General features: G+C 60.7%; 17 protein-coding genes. 5 read left to right on the forward strand and 12 right to left on the reverse strand.

The genetic code is table 11. The annotated features are described in order from the left end of the window. Positions 1-46: 46 nt before the first annotated feature. A complete protein-coding gene (locus PXH66_RS00995) occupies positions 47-367 on the reverse strand; it encodes a hypothetical protein (protein WP_330929373.1) in 321 nt (106 codons plus the stop codon). 139 nt (positions 368-506) lie between these two features. On the opposite strand from PXH66_RS00995, the gene PXH66_RS01000 reads away from it, so the two are divergent. Continuing rightward, positions 507-2,174 (forward strand): ABC1 kinase family protein, encoded by a 1,668-nt coding sequence (locus PXH66_RS01000; RefSeq protein WP_330929374.1) that lies wholly within the window; start codon positions 507-509, stop codon positions 2,172-2,174. 21 nt (positions 2,175-2,195) lie between these two features. Here PXH66_RS01000 and PXH66_RS01005 read toward each other — a convergent pair whose 3' ends face one another. After that, positions 2,196-3,254: a 3-deoxy-7-phosphoheptulonate synthase gene (locus PXH66_RS01005; protein ID WP_330929375.1), complete on the reverse strand. Its 1,059-nt coding sequence runs from the start codon at positions 3,252-3,254 to the stop codon at positions 2,196-2,198. Between the two features lie 366 nt (positions 3,255-3,620). Here PXH66_RS01005 and ygfZ point away from each other — a divergent pair, with 366 nt between their 5' ends. From ygfZ to PXH66_RS01020, 3 genes are all read left to right on the forward strand, one after another. Beyond that, positions 3,621-4,484 (forward strand): CAF17-like 4Fe-4S cluster assembly/insertion protein YgfZ, encoded by an 864-nt coding sequence (gene ygfZ, locus PXH66_RS01010; RefSeq protein ID WP_345784015.1) that lies wholly within the window; start codon positions 3,621-3,623, stop codon positions 4,482-4,484. Next, positions 4,481-4,729, forward strand: a complete 249-nt coding sequence (locus PXH66_RS01015) for a hypothetical protein (protein WP_330929377.1) — start codon at positions 4,481-4,483, stop codon at positions 4,727-4,729. The genes ygfZ and PXH66_RS01015 overlap by 4 nt, the downstream gene beginning before the upstream one ends. A gap of 94 nt (positions 4,730-4,823) precedes the next feature. Continuing rightward, complete coding sequence (locus PXH66_RS01020) at positions 4,824-5,906, forward strand: galactokinase (protein WP_345784016.1); 1,083 nt, start codon at positions 4,824-4,826, stop codon at positions 5,904-5,906. A 12-nt stretch (positions 5,907-5,918) separates the two neighbouring features. On the opposite strand, the gene PXH66_RS01025 is transcribed toward PXH66_RS01020, so the two are convergent. From PXH66_RS01025 to PXH66_RS01050, 6 genes are all read right to left on the reverse strand, one after another. Further along, positions 5,919-6,833 (reverse strand): prepilin peptidase, encoded by a 915-nt coding sequence (locus PXH66_RS01025; protein ID WP_330929379.1) that lies wholly within the window; start codon positions 6,831-6,833, stop codon positions 5,919-5,921. Positions 6,834-6,947: 114 nt separating this feature from the next. Next, complete coding sequence (locus tag PXH66_RS01030) at positions 6,948-7,364, reverse strand: DUF6286 domain-containing protein (RefSeq protein ID WP_330929380.1); 417 nt, start codon at positions 7,362-7,364, stop codon at positions 6,948-6,950. Positions 7,365-7,410: 46 nt separating this feature from the next. Further along, complete coding sequence (locus tag PXH66_RS01035; RefSeq protein ID WP_330929381.1) at positions 7,411-7,848, reverse strand: Asp23/Gls24 family envelope stress response protein; 438 nt, start codon at positions 7,846-7,848, stop codon at positions 7,411-7,413. Between the two features lie 121 nt (positions 7,849-7,969). Further along, positions 7,970-9,340 (reverse strand): acetyl-CoA carboxylase biotin carboxylase subunit, encoded by a 1,371-nt coding sequence (gene accC / locus PXH66_RS01040; protein ID WP_330929382.1) that lies wholly within the window; start codon positions 9,338-9,340, stop codon positions 7,970-7,972. An 84-nt stretch (positions 9,341-9,424) separates the two neighbouring features. Continuing rightward, positions 9,425-9,904: an acetyl-CoA carboxylase biotin carboxyl carrier protein gene (gene accB / locus PXH66_RS01045; RefSeq protein WP_330929383.1), complete on the reverse strand. Its 480-nt coding sequence runs from the start codon at positions 9,902-9,904 to the stop codon at positions 9,425-9,427. 348 nt (positions 9,905-10,252) lie between these two features. Next, positions 10,253-10,936 carry a 3-keto-disaccharide hydrolase gene (locus PXH66_RS01050; protein WP_330929384.1) on the reverse strand — a complete coding sequence of 228 codons (684 nt, stop codon included), beginning with the start codon at positions 10,934-10,936 and terminating at the stop codon, positions 10,253-10,255. 156 nt (positions 10,937-11,092) lie between these two features. Between PXH66_RS01050 and PXH66_RS01055 the strand changes: the two genes are divergently transcribed. After that, the gene (locus tag PXH66_RS01055; RefSeq protein WP_330929385.1) at positions 11,093-11,281 is read left to right on the forward strand and encodes a hypothetical protein; all 189 of its coding nucleotides are present in this window, start codon (positions 11,093-11,095) and stop codon (positions 11,279-11,281) included. A gap of 16 nt (positions 11,282-11,297) precedes the next feature. Here the strand turns inward: PXH66_RS01055 and PXH66_RS01060 are convergent, their stop codons facing one another. From PXH66_RS01060 to PXH66_RS01075, 4 genes are all read right to left on the reverse strand, one after another. After that, the gene (locus tag PXH66_RS01060; RefSeq protein ID WP_330929386.1) at positions 11,298-12,269 is read right to left on the reverse strand and encodes a magnesium transporter CorA family protein; all 972 of its coding nucleotides are present in this window, start codon (positions 12,267-12,269) and stop codon (positions 11,298-11,300) included. 128 nt (positions 12,270-12,397) lie between these two features. After that, positions 12,398-13,366: a magnesium/cobalt transporter CorA gene (gene corA, locus PXH66_RS01065; RefSeq protein ID WP_330929387.1), complete on the reverse strand. Its 969-nt coding sequence runs from the start codon at positions 13,364-13,366 to the stop codon at positions 12,398-12,400. A 67-nt stretch (positions 13,367-13,433) separates the two neighbouring features. Next, positions 13,434-13,895, reverse strand: coding sequence for a PTS sugar transporter subunit IIA (locus PXH66_RS01070; RefSeq protein ID WP_330929388.1), 462 nt, complete (start codon positions 13,893-13,895; stop codon positions 13,434-13,436). 189 nt (positions 13,896-14,084) lie between these two features. Next, positions 14,085-16,757, reverse strand: a complete 2,673-nt coding sequence (locus PXH66_RS01075; RefSeq protein ID WP_330929389.1) for an MGH1-like glycoside hydrolase domain-containing protein — start codon at positions 16,755-16,757, stop codon at positions 14,085-14,087. Positions 16,758-16,827 lie beyond the last annotated feature (70 nt).

Below are 16,827 nucleotides of genomic sequence, written 5' to 3' on the forward strand. Positions count from 1 at the left end.
TATCGGCGTATTCTGATCACATGGGGTCCGGGGGCGAAAATGTGTCCTATATCGCGCTGGCCACCCAGCGGGGTAGTCGCAGTGGTGTGTCGTGCACGAAGTCGATGAGCAGAGCCTGAATCCACGGTCGCTCGCACACGCAGTCGCGCAGCGTGATGAAGCTCTCGGCGGTGTCGGATTCGATGCGATAGTTTCCCACCTGCACGGCGAGAGGCTGCGCTTCACCATGCAGCAGGCATACCAGTTCGATGCGCTGGGCGCGGGAATCGATCCGCAGTGATTCCAACACGCCGTAGCGGCGGATGAGGTTGTTGGCGAAGTGGCGCGCGGCGTGGGAGGTGACCCGGTCTTTCAGAGATGAGAGCATGACGACGTTTTCCTTTTCTATGCAGAGACCCAATCGCGGTTTTGGTTCCCGCCCGGCTCAGCTCAGGAACCGTTCGGGGGAAGATGGGTCCGTGCTGCTTAACTTCACCACTGCTTCCAAGCTTCAACTCCGCCATCCCATGAAAATTAAACATCTCTCCCGCTATCGCGAAATCCTCATGCTGTTCTGGCGGTATGGGCACTCCGATCTGGTGCGACAACTCGACGAGGATTTCGAGCCGGAGAAGGAGAGTGGCTCCGACGCTGGCAAGGGTGATAACGCTCCCGAGCAATTGGCCAACGATCTGGAGGCCATGGGGCCCACCTTCATCAAACTCGGACAGGTGTTGGCGGGACGACCGGATCTGTTGCCCGCTCCCTATGTGAAGGCGTTGGCCCGGTTGCAGGACAAGGTGAAACCCTTTCCGTTTGAGGAGGTGGAGGCGGCCGTCACGGAGGAGCTCGGCGTGCGCCTTTCCAAGGCGTTCGCTCGATTCGACGAAGAGCCGTTGGCGGCGGCGTCACTCGGTCAGGTCCATGCTGCGGCGCTGCGCGACGGGCGGGAAGTGGTGGTCAAAGTCCAACGTCCGGGGATTCGAGCCACGATTGCCGAAGACTTCGAGGTGTTGGCGGAGATTGCCGAGTTCATGGACACCCACACGGAGATGGGGCAGCGGTTCCGGTTCGGTTCGATTCTGGCGGAGTTTCGGGAGACCATCAAACGCGAGCTGAACTACGAAATGGAGGCGCAGAATCTCCGGGCGGTGGGGGCGAATCTGCAGGAGTTTCCGCACATTTTTGTGCCGGCACCGATCACCGATTACTGCTCACGCGCGGTGCTCACGATGGAGCGCGTGTCGGGCAGCAAGGTCACGGAAATCGGTCCGTTGGCATCGTTGGAATACGATGCGGCCCCGATCGTCGAGGAACTGTTCAAGAGCTACCTCCAGCAGGTATTGGTGGACGGGCTCTTTCATGCGGACCCGCATCCCGGCAACATCTTCGTGACGTTGGACGGTCAGCTGGCACTGCTCGATCTGGGCATGGTGGGCTATGTTTCGCCGGGCATGCAGACCTCGCTGTTGAAAATATTGATGGCGGTGAGCGAGGGGCAGGGGGAGCGCGCGGCGGACATTGTGATCGGCATGAGCACCAAGCGCAAAGGCGCGGACGTCGGTGATTTTCGCCGCGAAGTCAGCAAACTCGTCGCGCGTCAGCAGGATCAAAATCTCGACGATTTGAACGTCGGGCAGTCCCTGCTCGACTTGAGCAGTCTGGCGCGCACGTCCGGCCTGATCGTGCCCAGTGAACTCACGGTGTTGGGCAAGGCGCTGATGCAGCTGGACGAAGTCGGCAAACGACTGGACCCGGAATTTAATCCGTCGGCCTCGATTCGTCGTCACGTCGACGATCTGATGTCGGAGCAGATGAAGCGCAATCTCGCGACCGGCAACGTGTTTGGCACTTTGTTGGAGGCCAAAGAATTCATGACGCAACTCCCGGCGCGCCTGAACCGCATCATGGACGTCGTGACGAACTCCGAACTGCAGGTCAAAGTGAAGGCGCTCGACGCCAACACGGCCTTGGACGGCATGCAAAAGATCGCGAATCGCATCACCATGGGCATGGTGTTGTCCGCGTTGATCATGGCGGCGTCGCTGATGATGCGGGTGGACACGGACTTCCAACTCTTTGGCTATCCGGGGCTGGCCATCCTTTGTTTCCTGGCGGCGGCGGCCGGTGGTTTTTACCTCGTATTCAGTATCTTCATTCAGGACTACCGCAGCCGGAAAGACCTGGAAGAGTGAACGGATCGTCGCGGTCGATGGTCAGCTTTGGAAGCGAACGGCGAGGGCGGCGTGGGTGTCGCGCACGAGCTTTTCGGTCGTGGCCCAATCGATGCAGCCATCGGTGATGGAGACGCCGTAGCGCAGATCGGACTTGGGCTGGGGGAAAGTCTGATTCCCGGCCTCGAGGTTGCTTTCCACCATGGTGCCGATGATCGAGGTGCTGCCGGCGGCGATTTGGCCGACGATGTCTTTCATGACCTCGGGTTGCAGCTCCGGTTTTTTGGCGGAGTTGGCGTGGGAACAGTCGACCAAGATGGAGGGAAGCAGGTCGGCCTTCGTCAGCACCTGTTCGGCGTTGGCGATGTCGGCGGCGGAATAGTTGGGACCGGCCGTGCCACCGCGCAGCACGATGTGGCAGTTGGGGTTGCCGCGGGTTACCACGGAGGAGGCCTTGCCCTCGATGCTCACGCCGAGAAACGTTTGGGGTTGAGCGGCGGCGCGGATGGCGTTGACGGCGGCGCCCAGGGTGCCGTCGGTGCCGTTTTTAAAACCGAGCGGCATTGAAAGGCCGGACGCCATTTGCCGGTGCGTTTGTGATTCGGTGGTGCGGGCGCCCACGGCGGACCAGCAGATCAGGTCGGCGATGTATTGGGGCGTGATGGGATCGAGCAACTCCGTCGCGGTGGGTAGGCCGAGATCGAGGACCTCGCGCAGGAAGGTGCGGGCGGTGCGCAAGCCGGTGGCGATGTCGTTGGAACCGTCGAGGTGCGGATCCATGATCAAGCCTTTCCAGCCGACGGTGGTGCGCGGTTTTTCGAAATAGACCCGCATGACGATCATGATGCGGTCGGACACCTCGTGGGCGAGGGCGGCGAGGCGACGGGCGTAATCGCGGCCGGCTTCCAGATCGTGAATCGAGCACGGGCCGATGATGAGCAGCAGGCGTTTGTCTTCGGTGAAGATCACGCGGTGGATGTCCTCGCGGGCGCGGGTCACGAACGCGGCCTGAGACTCGGACTTGGGCAGCTCGTCGATGAGCGATTTTGGCGCGGGCAGTTCCCTCGTCTCCAGAACGTTGATATCGGACGTGCGTTGCATGAACCGGCCAACTTGGATCAGAGCGTGGTCCCGGTGCAAGTCCGGGAAAACCTCAAGCCGAGGTTATTGCGGGCTGGGGGCAGAGTTCGCTTGGCGAAGCGAGTGATTTGGGCAAAAAGTTGGCCGGCCACCTACCCCTAAGTGACCGGCCATTTGCTTTCTTAGTTACCCCAAAACTCCCGCTAGGCGGGAGAAGTGAAAAATCTGATGTTGCTAGTGGAAGCGATTCGACGACCTTCGTCAAATAAAGATTTCAAAAACTTTCACAAAAAACGATTAATGATTGATAAAGAGCAATTAATAAAACGTTACTGTTTTGCAAAAGAAACGAAATGGAAGCAGGTTTCGCTCCTGGCTTCATTGGTAGTGACGGGCGAAGACGCGGAAAGTTTCCTGCAAGGACAATTTTCCCAGGAATTGCGACCGGCCCGGGTGGGGCCGATCAACTACGGGTTTTGGCTCACGCGCCAGGGCAAGGTCTTCGGTGATGCCGTGATCGTGCGCGAAAGTGATGACGTTTGGCGTATTTTCAGTGGGAGCCTGAGTGCGACGGCTCTGGTGGAGCGTTTGGAGTCCTTCATCATCGCGGATGATGTGACTGTGGCGGATGAGACCGCCCGCTGGCAGGCATGGCGTATCGCAGGTGGCGACGTCGCTGCGTGGCTGCCGAATTGGCGGAGCGAGACTGCGGCGGCGGGCGGCACTGCGTGGGGTTGGGAGGAGGCTCAACCTTTGCCCGGCGGGAGTGCGCTGATCGTGGCGTCGCAACCGCCGCCGTGGCCGAAAAATTGGCCGGAAGCGACAACGGAGGAGTTTGAGCAGGCGCGCATCGCCGCGGGTATTCCGCGGGTTCCGCAGGACCTCGGGGAGGGCGATCTGCCGCAGGAGGCGGGGTTGGACGCGGTGGGCGTGTCGTTCAACAAAGGCTGTTACCTGGGGCAGGAAGTCATGGCGCGGCTACAGTCACTCGGCCGGGTGCGGCGTCGGCTGGTGACGGTTGCGGGGGCCGGTGATGTTCCCGGTGTTGAGCAGGTGGATCTTTGGCAAGGTGAGAAACGCGTGGGGGCGTTGCGTTCGCGGGTTGCCGGGTTCGATGGAGCGTGGCTCGGCTTGGCTTTGGTCTCCGTGGCGTCGTGCGATTTCACGCGCCCCGTGGGGTTGGTCCAAGGCGACGGTGATGCTCCGGCGATCGATATTGTGGCAGAGGTCACGCCCGAGGACGCCGTATGACCGATCTGGAACGCGTCACGGCACTTTGTCGCAAACTCGGAGCCGCGCCGGAACAGGCGGCCACGATGGCACGACAACTGTTGAAACGGTCAGAACAGCTGGCGTCCGAGCGAGGGTGTTCGCACGTGGAGGCGATGGAATATCTGTTGCGCTTGACCATCCAAGGCGCGAGTGGCGAAGCCCCGCCCGGGTTCGAGGGCGGAGTGCCTCCCGCGGACAAACCTGAAGCGAACGACCGGTGTTAAATTGACCGCGGGCGATGAGACGATCATTTCGTGCCTACCGATGCAGAACCGCCTGATTGCTCTTTTTGAAGAAACCTTTGGTCGCCCGCCGAGCGTGATTTGTCGTGCCCCGGGGCGCATTGAATTCATCGGCAACCACACCGACTACAATGGCGGGGAGGTTTTGGGGGCGGCGATCGACCGCGGGGTATGGGTGGCGGTGGCTCCCGCGGAAGGGCCACGCCGATTCCGTAGCGAGTTTTCCGATACTGTCGTCGAACAAGCCGGACCCAGACAGCGGGAGGAAGGCGACCGGGCGTGGGTGAACTATCCGACGGGCGTGCTGGCGGGCATGGAGGCGTTTGGGGTGACGGCACCCGAGGGGTTTGACTACGCGGTGATTTCCGACCTGCCGCAGGGCGCGGGACTGAGCAGCAGTGCTGCCATCGAACTGGCTTCCGGTCTGGCTTTTCTGGGGTTGGCCGGCGCGGAGTTGTCGCGGGAAAATCTGGTGAAGCTCGGGCGTTGGGCGGAAAACGAATTCGTGGGCGTGCCTTGTGGCATTCTCGACCAAGGGGTCTCCGGATTTGGGCGTCGGGACAGCCTGGTTCACATCGACTGCCGGGGACCGACGTTTTCCACCGTGCCGATGCCGACGGGCGTAAAATTTTGGGTGTTCAACACGCCCTCCGGTCATGCCTTGGTGGATGGGCTCTACGCTGAGCGACATCGTGAGTGCATGGCCGCGGCCGAGGCGCTGGGTGTGGCCTGTTTGGCTGATGCATCGCTGGAGCAGCTGGAGAACGCACGTGGCCTGATGACGGTGGAGTCGTATTCACGGGCCAAGCACGTGATCAGCGAAATTGCCCGGGTCGGGGCGATGTGCGCCGCGCTCAAATCGGGTGATTTTGCGGACGTGGGGCGCCTGTTGACGGCGTCTCATCACAGTTCGCAACGTGATTTTGCCAACAGCACCGTGCAGTTGGATTGGCTGGTCGATCATCTGATCGAAACGAGTGGAGTGTTGGGCGCTCGCTTGACCGGCGGTGGTTTCGGCGGGGCCGTGATGGGTCTGGCCACGGCAGAATTCGACGAGCGGGCGGCGAAGAAGGTCAGCCAGCACTTTGCCGAAAAGTTCGGTCAGTCACCGCAGGTATTGCAACTGGCCACAGGGAACGGGGCCGAGCGGATCGTTTAGCGGGACGATCGTCTACCAGAGCTCGAGGAGCTGATTGAGGTAGGCGTCAAACGGCCGGTGGGCCGCGAGCAGGTAGATCACGGCGGCGATGGCGAGCATGGGGCCAAACGGCACGTGAGCGCCGAAGCCTACTTCGGTTTCTTCGCCTTCGGGGGTTTCGGCGCGCAAAGCGGCGGAGTTTTTACCACCGGAAACGAGGTGCCACACCATGGCGATCGCGAACCATACCGTGCCGACAATCGCGCCACCAAAGACGGCGAAAATCGCGCCCTTCCAACCGAGAAACGCGCCGATCAATCCCATGAACTTCACGTCGCCGAATCCCATGGCTTCCTTCTTCAGCACCTCTTCGGCGAGGAGTCCGATCCAGAGGATGACGCCGGAACCCACCAGGGCTCCGATGATCGCGCTGAATCCAGCGTGGATACTGCCGATGACGTAATACGGTTCCGTCGAGAAGCCCTGCATGCTGGGCACCGCAAACCCCAGCGCGACACCGACCACCGTGCCCCAAATGGTGATCCCGTCGGGGATGATCATGTGATCGAGATCGATGAACGTGGCGGCCACGAGCAGGCCGATGAGAATCATCCCTCCGACCGCCGACGCGGGCGGGTGGACCAACCAACAGGTCAGAAACAACAAACCGGTGAGCGTTTCCACCCCGGCATAGCGAATCGAGTAGGGGCTCCCGCAGCAGCGGGCTTTGCCGCGGAGCACAAACCAGCTCAAAATGGGGATGTTATCGAACCACTTGATGGGTTGGCCGCAGGAGCAATGGGACCCGGGAAACACGATGGATTTGCCGGCGGGAACGCGGTAGATCACCACGTTGAGGAAGCTTCCCACCATGGCACCAAAAACAAAGGCGGCGGCGGGGAAAAACCATGGCATCAGCTCATCCATCAAGGTGATCGTTGGCAGCATGGTTGGTTGAGGGGGAGAGTGGAGGGGGCGCGGAAAGCGATTCGAGCTGCCGGCAGATCGGGGTAGCGGGACGGGACGACGCGGGAGGAAGATCGCGGGGTCCGGGCCGGGGGCTTAGAAACCAGGTTCGGCGGGAATCACGCCGACGATTTTGATTTCAATGGGTCCGATTTCCGAAGTGAGGCCGAGGTTCTCGCGATAGATTTCGGTGATCTCCTGGGTGAGATATCCTTGGATCGCATCGAGTTTGGCCTCGGGGCGGACTTTGAGGCGAAGTCGCGTGGTGAACTGGCTCTTGCGAATCTTGATGGAAGCGTTGGCGGAAGCGACGCCCTTCACTTGCTCGCAACAGGCCTCGACCATGCGGTGCAAGGCGCGGCGGGAAATGAGGAGCTCGCCGGATTCGTTGGATGCCAGAGGCAAGGCCCGCGGTTGACGCAGGAACAACAACACGAGAAGGAGCGCAAGACCTCCCCCCAGTCCGATCACGAGGAAGGGGGAGCTTAGCAGATAGTCGGTCAGGGGGCTCACGAGAGAAAAGGGCGCGGAGGAGGGAAGGCGGGTGGAAACAACCGAATCAGTCGGTCGCTTGTTGAGTGGGCCAGAGTTCGTCGTCGGTGCCGGGTTTTTCGCCGGGTAAGCGGACACCCTCGATGATGACGTCCACCTTGCGCACTTCCTTGCCGGTCATGGCCATGACCTGTTTGCGCACGTCGACCTGGACTTCGTAGGCGGTCTGGCCGATCTCGGAGCCGTAGGCCACGATCAGCCGCACCTCGATGTCGTATTCGCCGTTTTCGGATTCGTTGACGCGGACGCCTCGGTGATCCGCCTCCTTTTTGGTGAAAATCTCTCCGATGCCATCCACGATCCCGCCGCCGACTCCGGCCACGCCATTCACCTGCAGGGCGGCGAGGCGCACGATCCCGGCGATGACATTGTGGTTGATCTTAATGTCACCCAAATCGGGCTGGTCGTCGTAGCGCGGTGGTGGGTTGAACTCGGGCGATTGCATGTTGCGGATCAGAAAAGCGGGCGGGGTTGCCGGTGGCAAGGCTCTGCACAAAACGGATTTTGAGAAACAAAAACGCCGCAGGCGGGAGACTGCGGCGTGAGGACGAAACTGAGGTCGCGGTCTAAACGAATCCTTCCGGCGGGTTGCGGGTCAGGAAATCCTCCATGTAGGCGGTGGTCGCTTTGCCTTCCTTGAAGATCGGGTCGGCCATGATCGCCTTGTGCAGGGGGATGGTGGTTTTGATCCCGCGAATGAGATACTCGTTGAGGGCGCGGAACGCGCGTTCGATGGCGATCTGGCGCGTAGAGCCGTAACAGATCAGCTTGCCGATCATGGAATCGTAATACGGCGGAATCTGGTAGCCGGAGTAAATGTGGCTGTCGACGCGCACCCCGTGGCCGCCGGGGGCGTAGTAGAGGCCGATCGTGCCGGGCGAGGGCGCAAAGTTACGGGCCGGGTCCTCGGCGTTGATGCGGCACTCGATCGCGTGGCGTTCGAAGGTGATGTCCTTTTGATCGAACCCGAGCGGTTCACCGTTGGCGATGAGGATCTGCTGCTTGATCAGGTCGATGCCGGTCACTTCTTCGGTGACGGGATGTTCGACCTGAATCCGGGTGTTCATTTCGATGAAGTAGAAGTTTCCCTTGGCATCGACCAGGAACTCGATGGTGCCGGCCCCTTCGTAATCGGCGGCCTCCGTGGCCTTGATGGCGGCTTTGCCCATGGCTTTGCGCAGGGCGGGATTGGCGGTGAGGAACGGCGACGGGGCTTCCTCGATCAGCTTTTGGTGGCGGCGTTGGACCGAACAGTCGCGTTCGCCGAGATGAACGATTTTGCCGTGTTGATCGGCGAGCACCTGAAACTCAATGTGGCGGGGTTTTTCGACATACTTTTCGATGTAGACGGAGCCGTTGCCGAAGGCCTTCTGCGCTTCGTTGCGCGCGACGTGAAACTCCTTGGCGAACGAAATGTCGTTGTGCGCGATGCGCATGCCGCGACCGCCGCCACCGGCGACCGCCTTGATGATCACGGGGTAGCCGATCTTGCGGGCGGTTTTGACCGCATCCGTCTCGTCGTCGATGGGTCCGTCGGAACCCGGCACGATGGGCACACCGGCTTTGCGCATGGTGTCCTTGGCGATCGCTTTGTCGCCCATCTTGCGAATCGAAGCCGAGCTGGGTCCGATGAACTTGATGTTGCAGGACTCGCATTGTTCGGCGAAGTCGGCGTTTTCCGACAGGAAGCCGTAGCCGGGATGGATGGCATCCACGTCGGCGATTTCCGCCGCCGCGATGATCCGGTCCGCCTTGAGATAGCTTTCGTCGCTGCGGGGGCCGCCGATGCAAATGGCCTCGTCGGCCAGTTGGACGTGCAGGGATTGCACATCTGCTTCGGAATATACCGCGAGGGTTTTGATGCCCAGTTCGCGGCAGGCGCGAACGATGCGGAGAGCGATCTCGCCGCGATTGGCGATCAGGATCTTTTGAATCATTAAAAGAAGGGAGTCGGAAGTTGTCGGGACGGACGGCGAAGGATGCGCCCGTCTTCTAAGTCAGCAGTCGGCAGGACTGCGCGGTCAGCTGGATTTTAACTTGAACAAGCGTTGTCCGTATTCGACCGGTTCGCCGTTCTCGACCAACACTTCGACCACTGTTCCTTTCACTTCCGCCTGGATCTCGTTCATGATCTTCATGGCCTCGATGATGCAGACCACGGAGGTTTCGCTGACGGCGGTGCCGATTTCGGCAAAGGCTTTGGATTCCGGAGAAGGGGAACTGTAGAACGTTCCGACCATCGGGGACTTGATGTAGGTCACCCCGGCTTCATCGGCGGCGGCGGCCGGAGCGGCCGTCGGAGCGGCGGGAGCCGCGACCGGAGCGGGAGCTTCGGATGCCACCACAAAGGGCGGCGCGGAGTTGCGCGAGCCACCGGTGCTGGCCACGACGGCGCCTCCGCGGCGGATCTTAAGTTTGAAGCCTTCTTCTTCGACCGCGAACTCGTTGAGCTCGGCGCGCTTCATCAACTCGATGATCTGCTTGATTTGTTTGATGTCCAAAATGGTTCGTGGGTTGAGTTACTGGAATACTATCCGGTCGTTAGTGATCTGTGGAAGGGAGTCGTTCAAAAAGAATTCACATAAAAGGTGCAATGACTGAATTTTCACCAATTTGGCCCGAAAACCGCAATAAATTGGCAGTTTGAGGGCGATTTTAACCAAAATTGGGTTAAAACGTGAGATTCTTCGAAAATAGAGAAATAGCTGAACCAGCGCCCTGCATAGGATGATTTCGGGGATTAAAGCCGCCATCGGAACCGGAAAAGGGGAGGGCAGGGGAATCGCGGACAAACCGCAACCTTTGCGCCCGGCCTGGCCGATAAATCCCCGCTTATCGTTCCGATAAATCTACTCCGACAGCGTCGCGATCGTAGTGAGAGCGACTTTTCGAAACTCGACTTCCGCCCCTTCGGCTTGCAGCGCGATTTGTCCGCTGGTCGCTCCGCAGTCATGACCGTGATTCACCAGGTCGCCGTTGACCCACACTTTTATTTCAGCACCGACACATTCGATCGTCATGTTATTCCACTCCCCGGGCGGGTTTTCGGAATTGTCGGTGAGATTCATGATCCGGCGTTTTTTACCTTCGGTGACGCCCCATTCCTCCGGTGGACCGCGTCGTGCCTCCATGTCGGGAACGGTGATATCGAGCACGATACACCAGAAGTCGCCCGCATTGCCCGACATCATCTGGGCCTCGATCGAGCGGGGGAACATCCCGTAAAGGGCTCGCGGCGTGGAGACGTGGACGAGAGCACCGCAGTTGCCGGGTTTGGCGGCGAAGCGGTAGTCGATTTCCAGCCGGTAGTCGGCGTAAGTCGCGTCGGTGATGATGTGTCCGCCGGTGTGCGCGAGGCTCACCAGTTTGCCGTCGCGTATGATGAAAGGCGTGGGCACCGACGGGTCCTGGTCCATCGCCGGCACGTCGATGTGCCAGCCGTCGAGATTCACGCCGTTAAAAAGTTGAACCGGTTCGGCGGCGATGGCGGCGACGGAAAGAAGGGCAAATACGGCCAGGGGACGGAGGGGCATCAGTCCTGGTAGCGAAACGAATCGATCCACGTTGTCGATGCGCTTCGGTCCGCGCCGGCGGGCAACGCGGGCGGAAGATGGAACCTGGCGGCGGGAACCGGGTTGGCGGAGAAGGGTCGGTGCAGGGGAACTCTAACTTTTCCCGAAAGGAATCCCATGTCCCAACAATCCGAACCATCTCCCAATCCGAACCCCGAGGTCTCCAATGTGCAAAAGCCGAGCGTGGACCAGAAAGCGAAGATCAAACAGCAGAAGATCGAGCAGACGGGGCTGAACAGCCGAATTCGCGGGCATGTGTCCGCACGAGGTCGGCGAGACCAGGCCAAGAGCGACAGCAAGGGCTGATCGCCCGCGCCCGAGTTTAAAGCCAGCCGCGGCGGCGGATGAATGCCGCCATACCGATCGTGGCTAGAATGGTGACGCCCATTACGGCCGGGTAGGCCCAATTGTTGTTGAGCACGTCCATGTGGGAAAAATTCATGCCGAACCACCCGCCGATCAGGAGTGGGGGGATGCTCAACGCCGTAAGTGAAGTCAGCACCCGGACACCTTCACTCGCTTCGTGACTGGAGCGGTTGAGGAAGACGCGAAATGAAAGAATGATCTGGTCGGACCAGCCGACGGCCTGGCTTTCGATACGCTGCATTTCCTCCTCCAAGTCGCGGAGGTAGGGGACAATGGCCTTGCGGATGAACTTCGCTTTTCCCTGTGAAAGCTCGTGAACGGTCTGCCGTTGGGGACGCACGATTTGGCGGAGTTGGCTGAGCTCCTTGCGTAGCGCGAGGACGCGCGGAAACAAATCGTCGGGGGTGCCTTCGTGGAGCGCGTCCCACTCAATGTCTTCCAACTCCTGCCGCAATTCGGCCAGGGCGGGTTGGTAGGCATCGACCATGTAGTCGAGGATGGTGTGGGCGAAACGGTCGGGTCCACGCACGAGGCGATTCGGCATGCGGACGAACCGATCGATCGCGGCCTGCACGGGGCGCAGGGGACGCCGGTGAAACGTAACGAGGAAGTTCTTCCCCAGAATCAGGTCGAGTTCGGTGGTAGTGAACTTGTCCGTGCGGGTGTAGTCGACCGCATGCATGACCAGATGCAGGTAGTCGTCGTAGGCCTCGAGTTTGGGGAACGGGTTGTCGTTGGCGCAGTCTTCGATGACCAGGGGGTGAAAGGCGAACAGCTCTTCCATGACCCGCTTCACGTGTTTTTCCGACGGGTCGGCGAGGTCGATCCACATCATGACTCCGGGTTCTTCGCGCAACGTCGCCAACAGGCTCGTGGGCGGATTCTCCACGGCGAGTTTGTGGTTACGATAGACGAGAGTGGTGACCAAGGGACGAAAAGTAAGCAGGAGGAAGTTTGAAGTAGGAAGCGAAGACGGCAGTCGGAGTCGCTGGCTCGCTTCGCGCTGGTTTGGAATTTGAAGCTTGAGATTTGATACTTGCGCGGCTGCGCCGCGCTTTAGATCCAGCGGCGTTTTTTACACCACCACCACATGAGGGCGGAGATGCTCACGGTCAGTCCGATGACCACGGGATAACCGATGGCGGTGCGCAGCTCGGGCATGTGTTGGAAGTTCATGCCAAACCACGTGCCAATCACCATCGCCGGCAGGGTGATGGCGGTGAGTGCGGTGAGGACTTTGATGCCCTCGTTGGCTTGAAAGCCGGATTTTGACAGGAAGAGATCGAAGGCGATGAGCAGCTGGTCTGAATACGTGATGGCGCGTTCGTTGATGCGCACGAGGTTGTCCCGCAGGTCCCGGAAATAGGGGAGCATGACCGGCCGGATGAGATCGGATTCGCCGAGCGCGAGGCGGTTGATGACGTCGCGTTGCGGCGCGATGATGCGGCGGAGGTGGGAAAGTTCGCCGCGGGTTTCGAGTAGCATGGGAATGAGATCCTTTTGCTCGGGCGAGAGGAGTTGCTCTTCGATGTCCTCCAATTCCTCGCGGAACTCCTCCGTCACGGGTTGATAGAGATCGATGATGGCATCGAGGACATGATGGGCGATGCGATCGGGGGCTTTGGCCCATTGCCCGGTGGCGCGGCGGCAACGTTCGACGACGCCGGCGACGGCTTTCAGCTCGGCGCGGCGAAACGTGACGATGAAGTTTTTGCCGAGAAACATGTTCAACTCGGTGGTCGTGAATTTTTCCGTGCGGGTGAAATCGACCGCGTGCATGACCAGAAACAAGTAGTCCTCGTAGTCCTCGAGTTTCGGCACGTCGCTGGGCGTGACGCAGTCCTCGATCGCCAGAGGGTGAAACGCAAAGACGCCTTCAAGGATGTCTTTGATTTCGACGGGGGTGGGGTCACTCAAATCGATCCAGGTGAACAAGCCCTTGTCCGAGCGCACGAGTCGCAGCGCACTGACCTCGAGATCGGTGCCGACAACTTTTCCGTCACTGAAGATGAAGGAGGAAATCACGTGAGACGGAGGAAAGCTGAAAGACGTAAAAGCTGAAACGCTGAAAATGGCGGAATGTGAATCTGCCTCAGCTCGTCTCCGCCTCCTTGATCGCGGTGATGAAGGCTTCGGGCGTGGTGGCGGCGAGAAACGCGGCGCGACGTTCGGCGCTCTTCATCAGTTTGCAAAGCGCGCTGACCAACCCGAGGTAGGAGCCGGGGTCGCGTTTCGGGGTGCCGAGCACGAACATGAGGTTCACGTGCTGGTCGGCTTTTTCGAAGTAGATGCCGCGTTCGCTGCGACCGACGGCGATCATGGTCTCGCCGACGTGATCGGTGCGGGCGTGGGGCAGTGCAACGCCATTGCCGAGACACGTGCTGTCGAGACGTTCGCGGGCCAGGAGGTCCTTGTAGAACAACTTGTAGTTGCGCATTGCGGCGTGGGTGGAGAGCTGGTCGGCCACCTGATGCAAGGCGGTGGTGCGGCGCGCGCTGCGCACGTCGAGATCGATGCGCGTCGGGTCGAGGAAGTCGGAGAATCGAACTGCCATGGCGAGTAAAGGATGGGCGAGTTTGACCGAACCCGCCGGAGCCATGATCTCCCGCCAAGGGGGACCAGACTACCGCCGGTTCGGCGGAGTCGAGTAAGGGTCGGCGTCTTCGGGTTCGTGGTTCACAGGTCGAAAATCAGGTTGTCTACGAGGCAAGATCGCGTGCGTGGAGTCAACTGCGCGAGCGCGCTAGGCCTGATGTTTTTCGAGCAGACGGGCCACGAGCGCGGTCCAGCCGGTTTGGTGACTGGCTCCCAGCCCCTGGCCGGTGTCGCCGTGAAAGTATTCGTAGAAGAGAACGTGTTGCCGCCAATGCGGGTCGGAGGCATAGCGTTCGTCTTCGCCGTGGGCGGGCCGACGGCCGGTCTCGGGGTCGGGCAGAAAAAGCCCACCGAGGCGTTTGGCGATGTCGTCGGCGATCTTGTCGAGCGTGAGACGGGTGCCGCTGCCGGTCGGATACTCCATGGTGAAGCTGTCGCCGTAGAAATGGTGGTAGCGCTCCAGAGCCTCGATGAGCAGGTAGTTGAGCGGAAACCAAATCGGCCCGCGCCAGTTGGAGTTGCCGCCGAACATAAACGAGTCCGACTCCCCGGGGACGTAGTTGACCGAGTGGGTTTCTTTCCCGGTTTGCATGACAAACGGGTGCTCTTGGTGGGCTTTGGACAACGAGCGGATGCCATGCGGAGACAGGAATTCCTCCTCATCAAACACGTAACGCAGCACCCGCTCCAGGCGCTCGCGGGAGGGGATGGCGAGCAAGTGGTGGCCGGACTCCTTGCCGTCGGCTTCGAAGTAGGTGATTTGACGGGCGAGATCGGGCCGGTTTTTCAGAAACCACCGCGTGCGTTTGGCGAAGCCCGGCAGGCAATCGAGGCGGGCGTCGTCCATAAACTCGACGGCGAAGAGCGGAATGATGCCGACCATGGAGCGCACGCGGAGAGGCTGGGGCGGTCCGTCCGGTGGCAGGTATTGGTCGTAGTAAAAACCGTCTTCTTCGTGCCACAAGCCGTCGCCGCCGAGTTCGTTCATGGCATCGACGATGGAGACGAAGTGCTCGAAGAATTTGGAGGCGATGTCCTCGTATTCGGGTCGGGTCTCGGCGAGTTGCAGAGCCATGGCGAGCATGGTGCTGCAATAAAAGGCCATCCACGCGGTGCCGTCGGCCTGGGCGAGGGAGCCGCCGATGGGGAGTTCCTTCGAGCGGTCGAACACGCCGATATTGTCGAGTCCGAGAAAGCCGCCCGCGAAGAGGTTGTTGCCCTGCGGGTCCTTGCGGTTGACCCACCAGGTGAAGTTGACGAGCAGTTTTTGAAACGTGCGGGCGAGGAAGAGTTCATCCCGTTCCCCGCGCGGACCGGTCATCTTGTAAACGCGCCAGCACGCCCAGGCATGAACCGGGGGATTGACGTCGGAGAAATTCCACTCGTAGGCCGGCATCTGTCCGTTGGGATGCATATACCATTCGCGCAGCAGCAGCTTGAGTTGCTCCTTGGCAAAATCGGGGTCGATGTGCGCCAGCGGAATCATGTGAAACGCCAGGTCCCACGCGGCGAACCACGGGTATTCCCATTTGTCGGGCATGGACAACACGGCGCGGTTGTAGAGGTGTTTCCAGTCGCCGTTGCGCACGGCCCGACGTTCGGGCGGGGGGGGCGGTTGGTAGGGGTCGCCCTTCAGCCAATCGTCGACGATGTAATGGTAGAACTGCTTCGTCCAGAGCAGGCCGGCGTAAGCCTGGCGCACGATGGACCGCGCCTCGGGATCGGCGGGTTGGTCGGGGAGGTTGTCGAAAAACACCTCGGCTTCGGCGCGGCGGGCGTTGAAGACCTCCGTAAAAGCGGACCCGAAAAAGGCGTCGTCGGGCGGAGCATCTGCCTCGGCGCAGAAACGGGCGCGCACCGTGTGGCTCGAACCCGGTTCGATGGTGACGTCGGCGTGCGCGGCGCATTTGGTGCCGCGTTGTTGCGGATTAACGGCGGATGTTTCGCCATGAATCACGCGGCGGTGAAAGGCATCCTTGGTGAAGGGCGAGTCGTTGGGCGTGTTGAACACCCGTTCCCGGTTGGTCTCGTTTTCGGTGAAATACCACGGCAGCGAATCGTCCTCGACGGCGAAGCGCCACGAGCCAAGTGATTCCTGTTCGCCTTGGGCGTGGCCCGGTCCGGTGGCGTGGAGGCGGGGTTTGAGTTCACAGCCCTCATGGGCGCAGCCCCAGACCCAGGAATTGCGATACCACCACGTCGGAAGAATGTGAATACGTGCCGCGTCGGGCCCGCGGTTGACGACCTCGATTTCAATCAGGATGTCGTTGGGGCCCGCCTTGGCGTAGCGGATGAAGACATCGAAATAGCGGTCGTCGTCGAACGCCCCGGTGTCGACCAGCTCAAACTCGGGCTGGGTGCGATCGCGGGCGCGGCTTTCCGCGACCAGCCGGGCGTAGGGGTATTCCGATTGCGGATACTTGTAGAGCGCCTCCATCCAACTGTGGGTGGGGGTGCTGGCGAGATGGTGGTAAACCTCTTTGACGTCCTCGCCGTGGTTGCCCTCGTCACCGGTGAGACCGAACAAACGCTCTTTGAGAATCGGATCCCGGCCGTTCCACAACGAGACGCCGAAGCAGAGCCGACCTTTGGCGTCGCAGAGACCGAGCAGCCCGTCCTCGCCCCAGCGGTAGGCGCGGGCGGCGGCGTGATCGTGGGGAAAATAACTCCAAGCTTCGCCCTTGGCCGAGTAGTCCTCGCGCACCGTGCCCCATTGTCGATCGGCGAGATAGGGCCCCCAGCGCTTCCAATAAACTTCGCGTTGGGCGTCTTGAGCGAGGCGGTTGAGTTCGGCTGGGACGGGCGAGGAGGTGTCGGGCATGGACGCGAAGATGATAGCAGGAAACGCTCCGCACGTGGGCGGTAACCTCGCCCCCGGCGGGTGAATTTCC

Source organism: Synoicihabitans lomoniglobus (assembly GCF_029023725.1).
In the GTDB taxonomy this organism is placed as follows: Bacteria; Verrucomicrobiota; Verrucomicrobiia; order Opitutales; family Opitutaceae; genus Actomonas; species Actomonas lomonigloba.

Bases quoted from the DNA above. Each gene is read 5' to 3' on its own strand.
- PXH66_RS01000 (WP_330929374.1), top strand. From the start codon at position 507: ATGAAAATTAAACATCTCTCCCGCTATCGCGAAATCCTCATGCTGTTC.
- PXH66_RS00995 (WP_330929373.1), bottom strand. From the start codon at position 367: ATGCTCTCATCTCTGAAAGACCGGGTCACCTCCCACGCCGCGCGCCAC.
- PXH66_RS01070 (WP_330929388.1), bottom strand. From the start codon at position 13,895: ATGGCAGTTCGATTCTCCGACTTCCTCGACCCGACGCGCATCGATCTC.
- PXH66_RS01075 (WP_330929389.1), bottom strand. From the start codon at position 16,757: ATGCCCGACACCTCCTCGCCCGTCCCAGCCGAACTCAACCGCCTCGCT.
- PXH66_RS01015 (WP_330929377.1), top strand. From the start codon at position 4,481: ATGACCGATCTGGAACGCGTCACGGCACTTTGTCGCAAACTCGGAGCC.
- PXH66_RS01055 (WP_330929385.1), top strand. From the start codon at position 11,093: ATGTCCCAACAATCCGAACCATCTCCCAATCCGAACCCCGAGGTCTCC.
- PXH66_RS01005 (WP_330929375.1), bottom strand. From the start codon at position 3,254: ATGCAACGCACGTCCGATATCAACGTTCTGGAGACGAGGGAACTGCCC.
- PXH66_RS01025 (WP_330929379.1), bottom strand. From the start codon at position 6,833: ATGCTGCCAACGATCACCTTGATGGATGAGCTGATGCCATGGTTTTTC.
- accC (WP_330929382.1), bottom strand. From the start codon at position 9,340: ATGATTCAAAAGATCCTGATCGCCAATCGCGGCGAGATCGCTCTCCGC.
- PXH66_RS01050 (WP_330929384.1), bottom strand. From the start codon at position 10,936: ATGCCCCTCCGTCCCCTGGCCGTATTTGCCCTTCTTTCCGTCGCCGCC.
- PXH66_RS01035 (WP_330929381.1), bottom strand. From the start codon at position 7,848: ATGCAATCGCCCGAGTTCAACCCACCACCGCGCTACGACGACCAGCCC.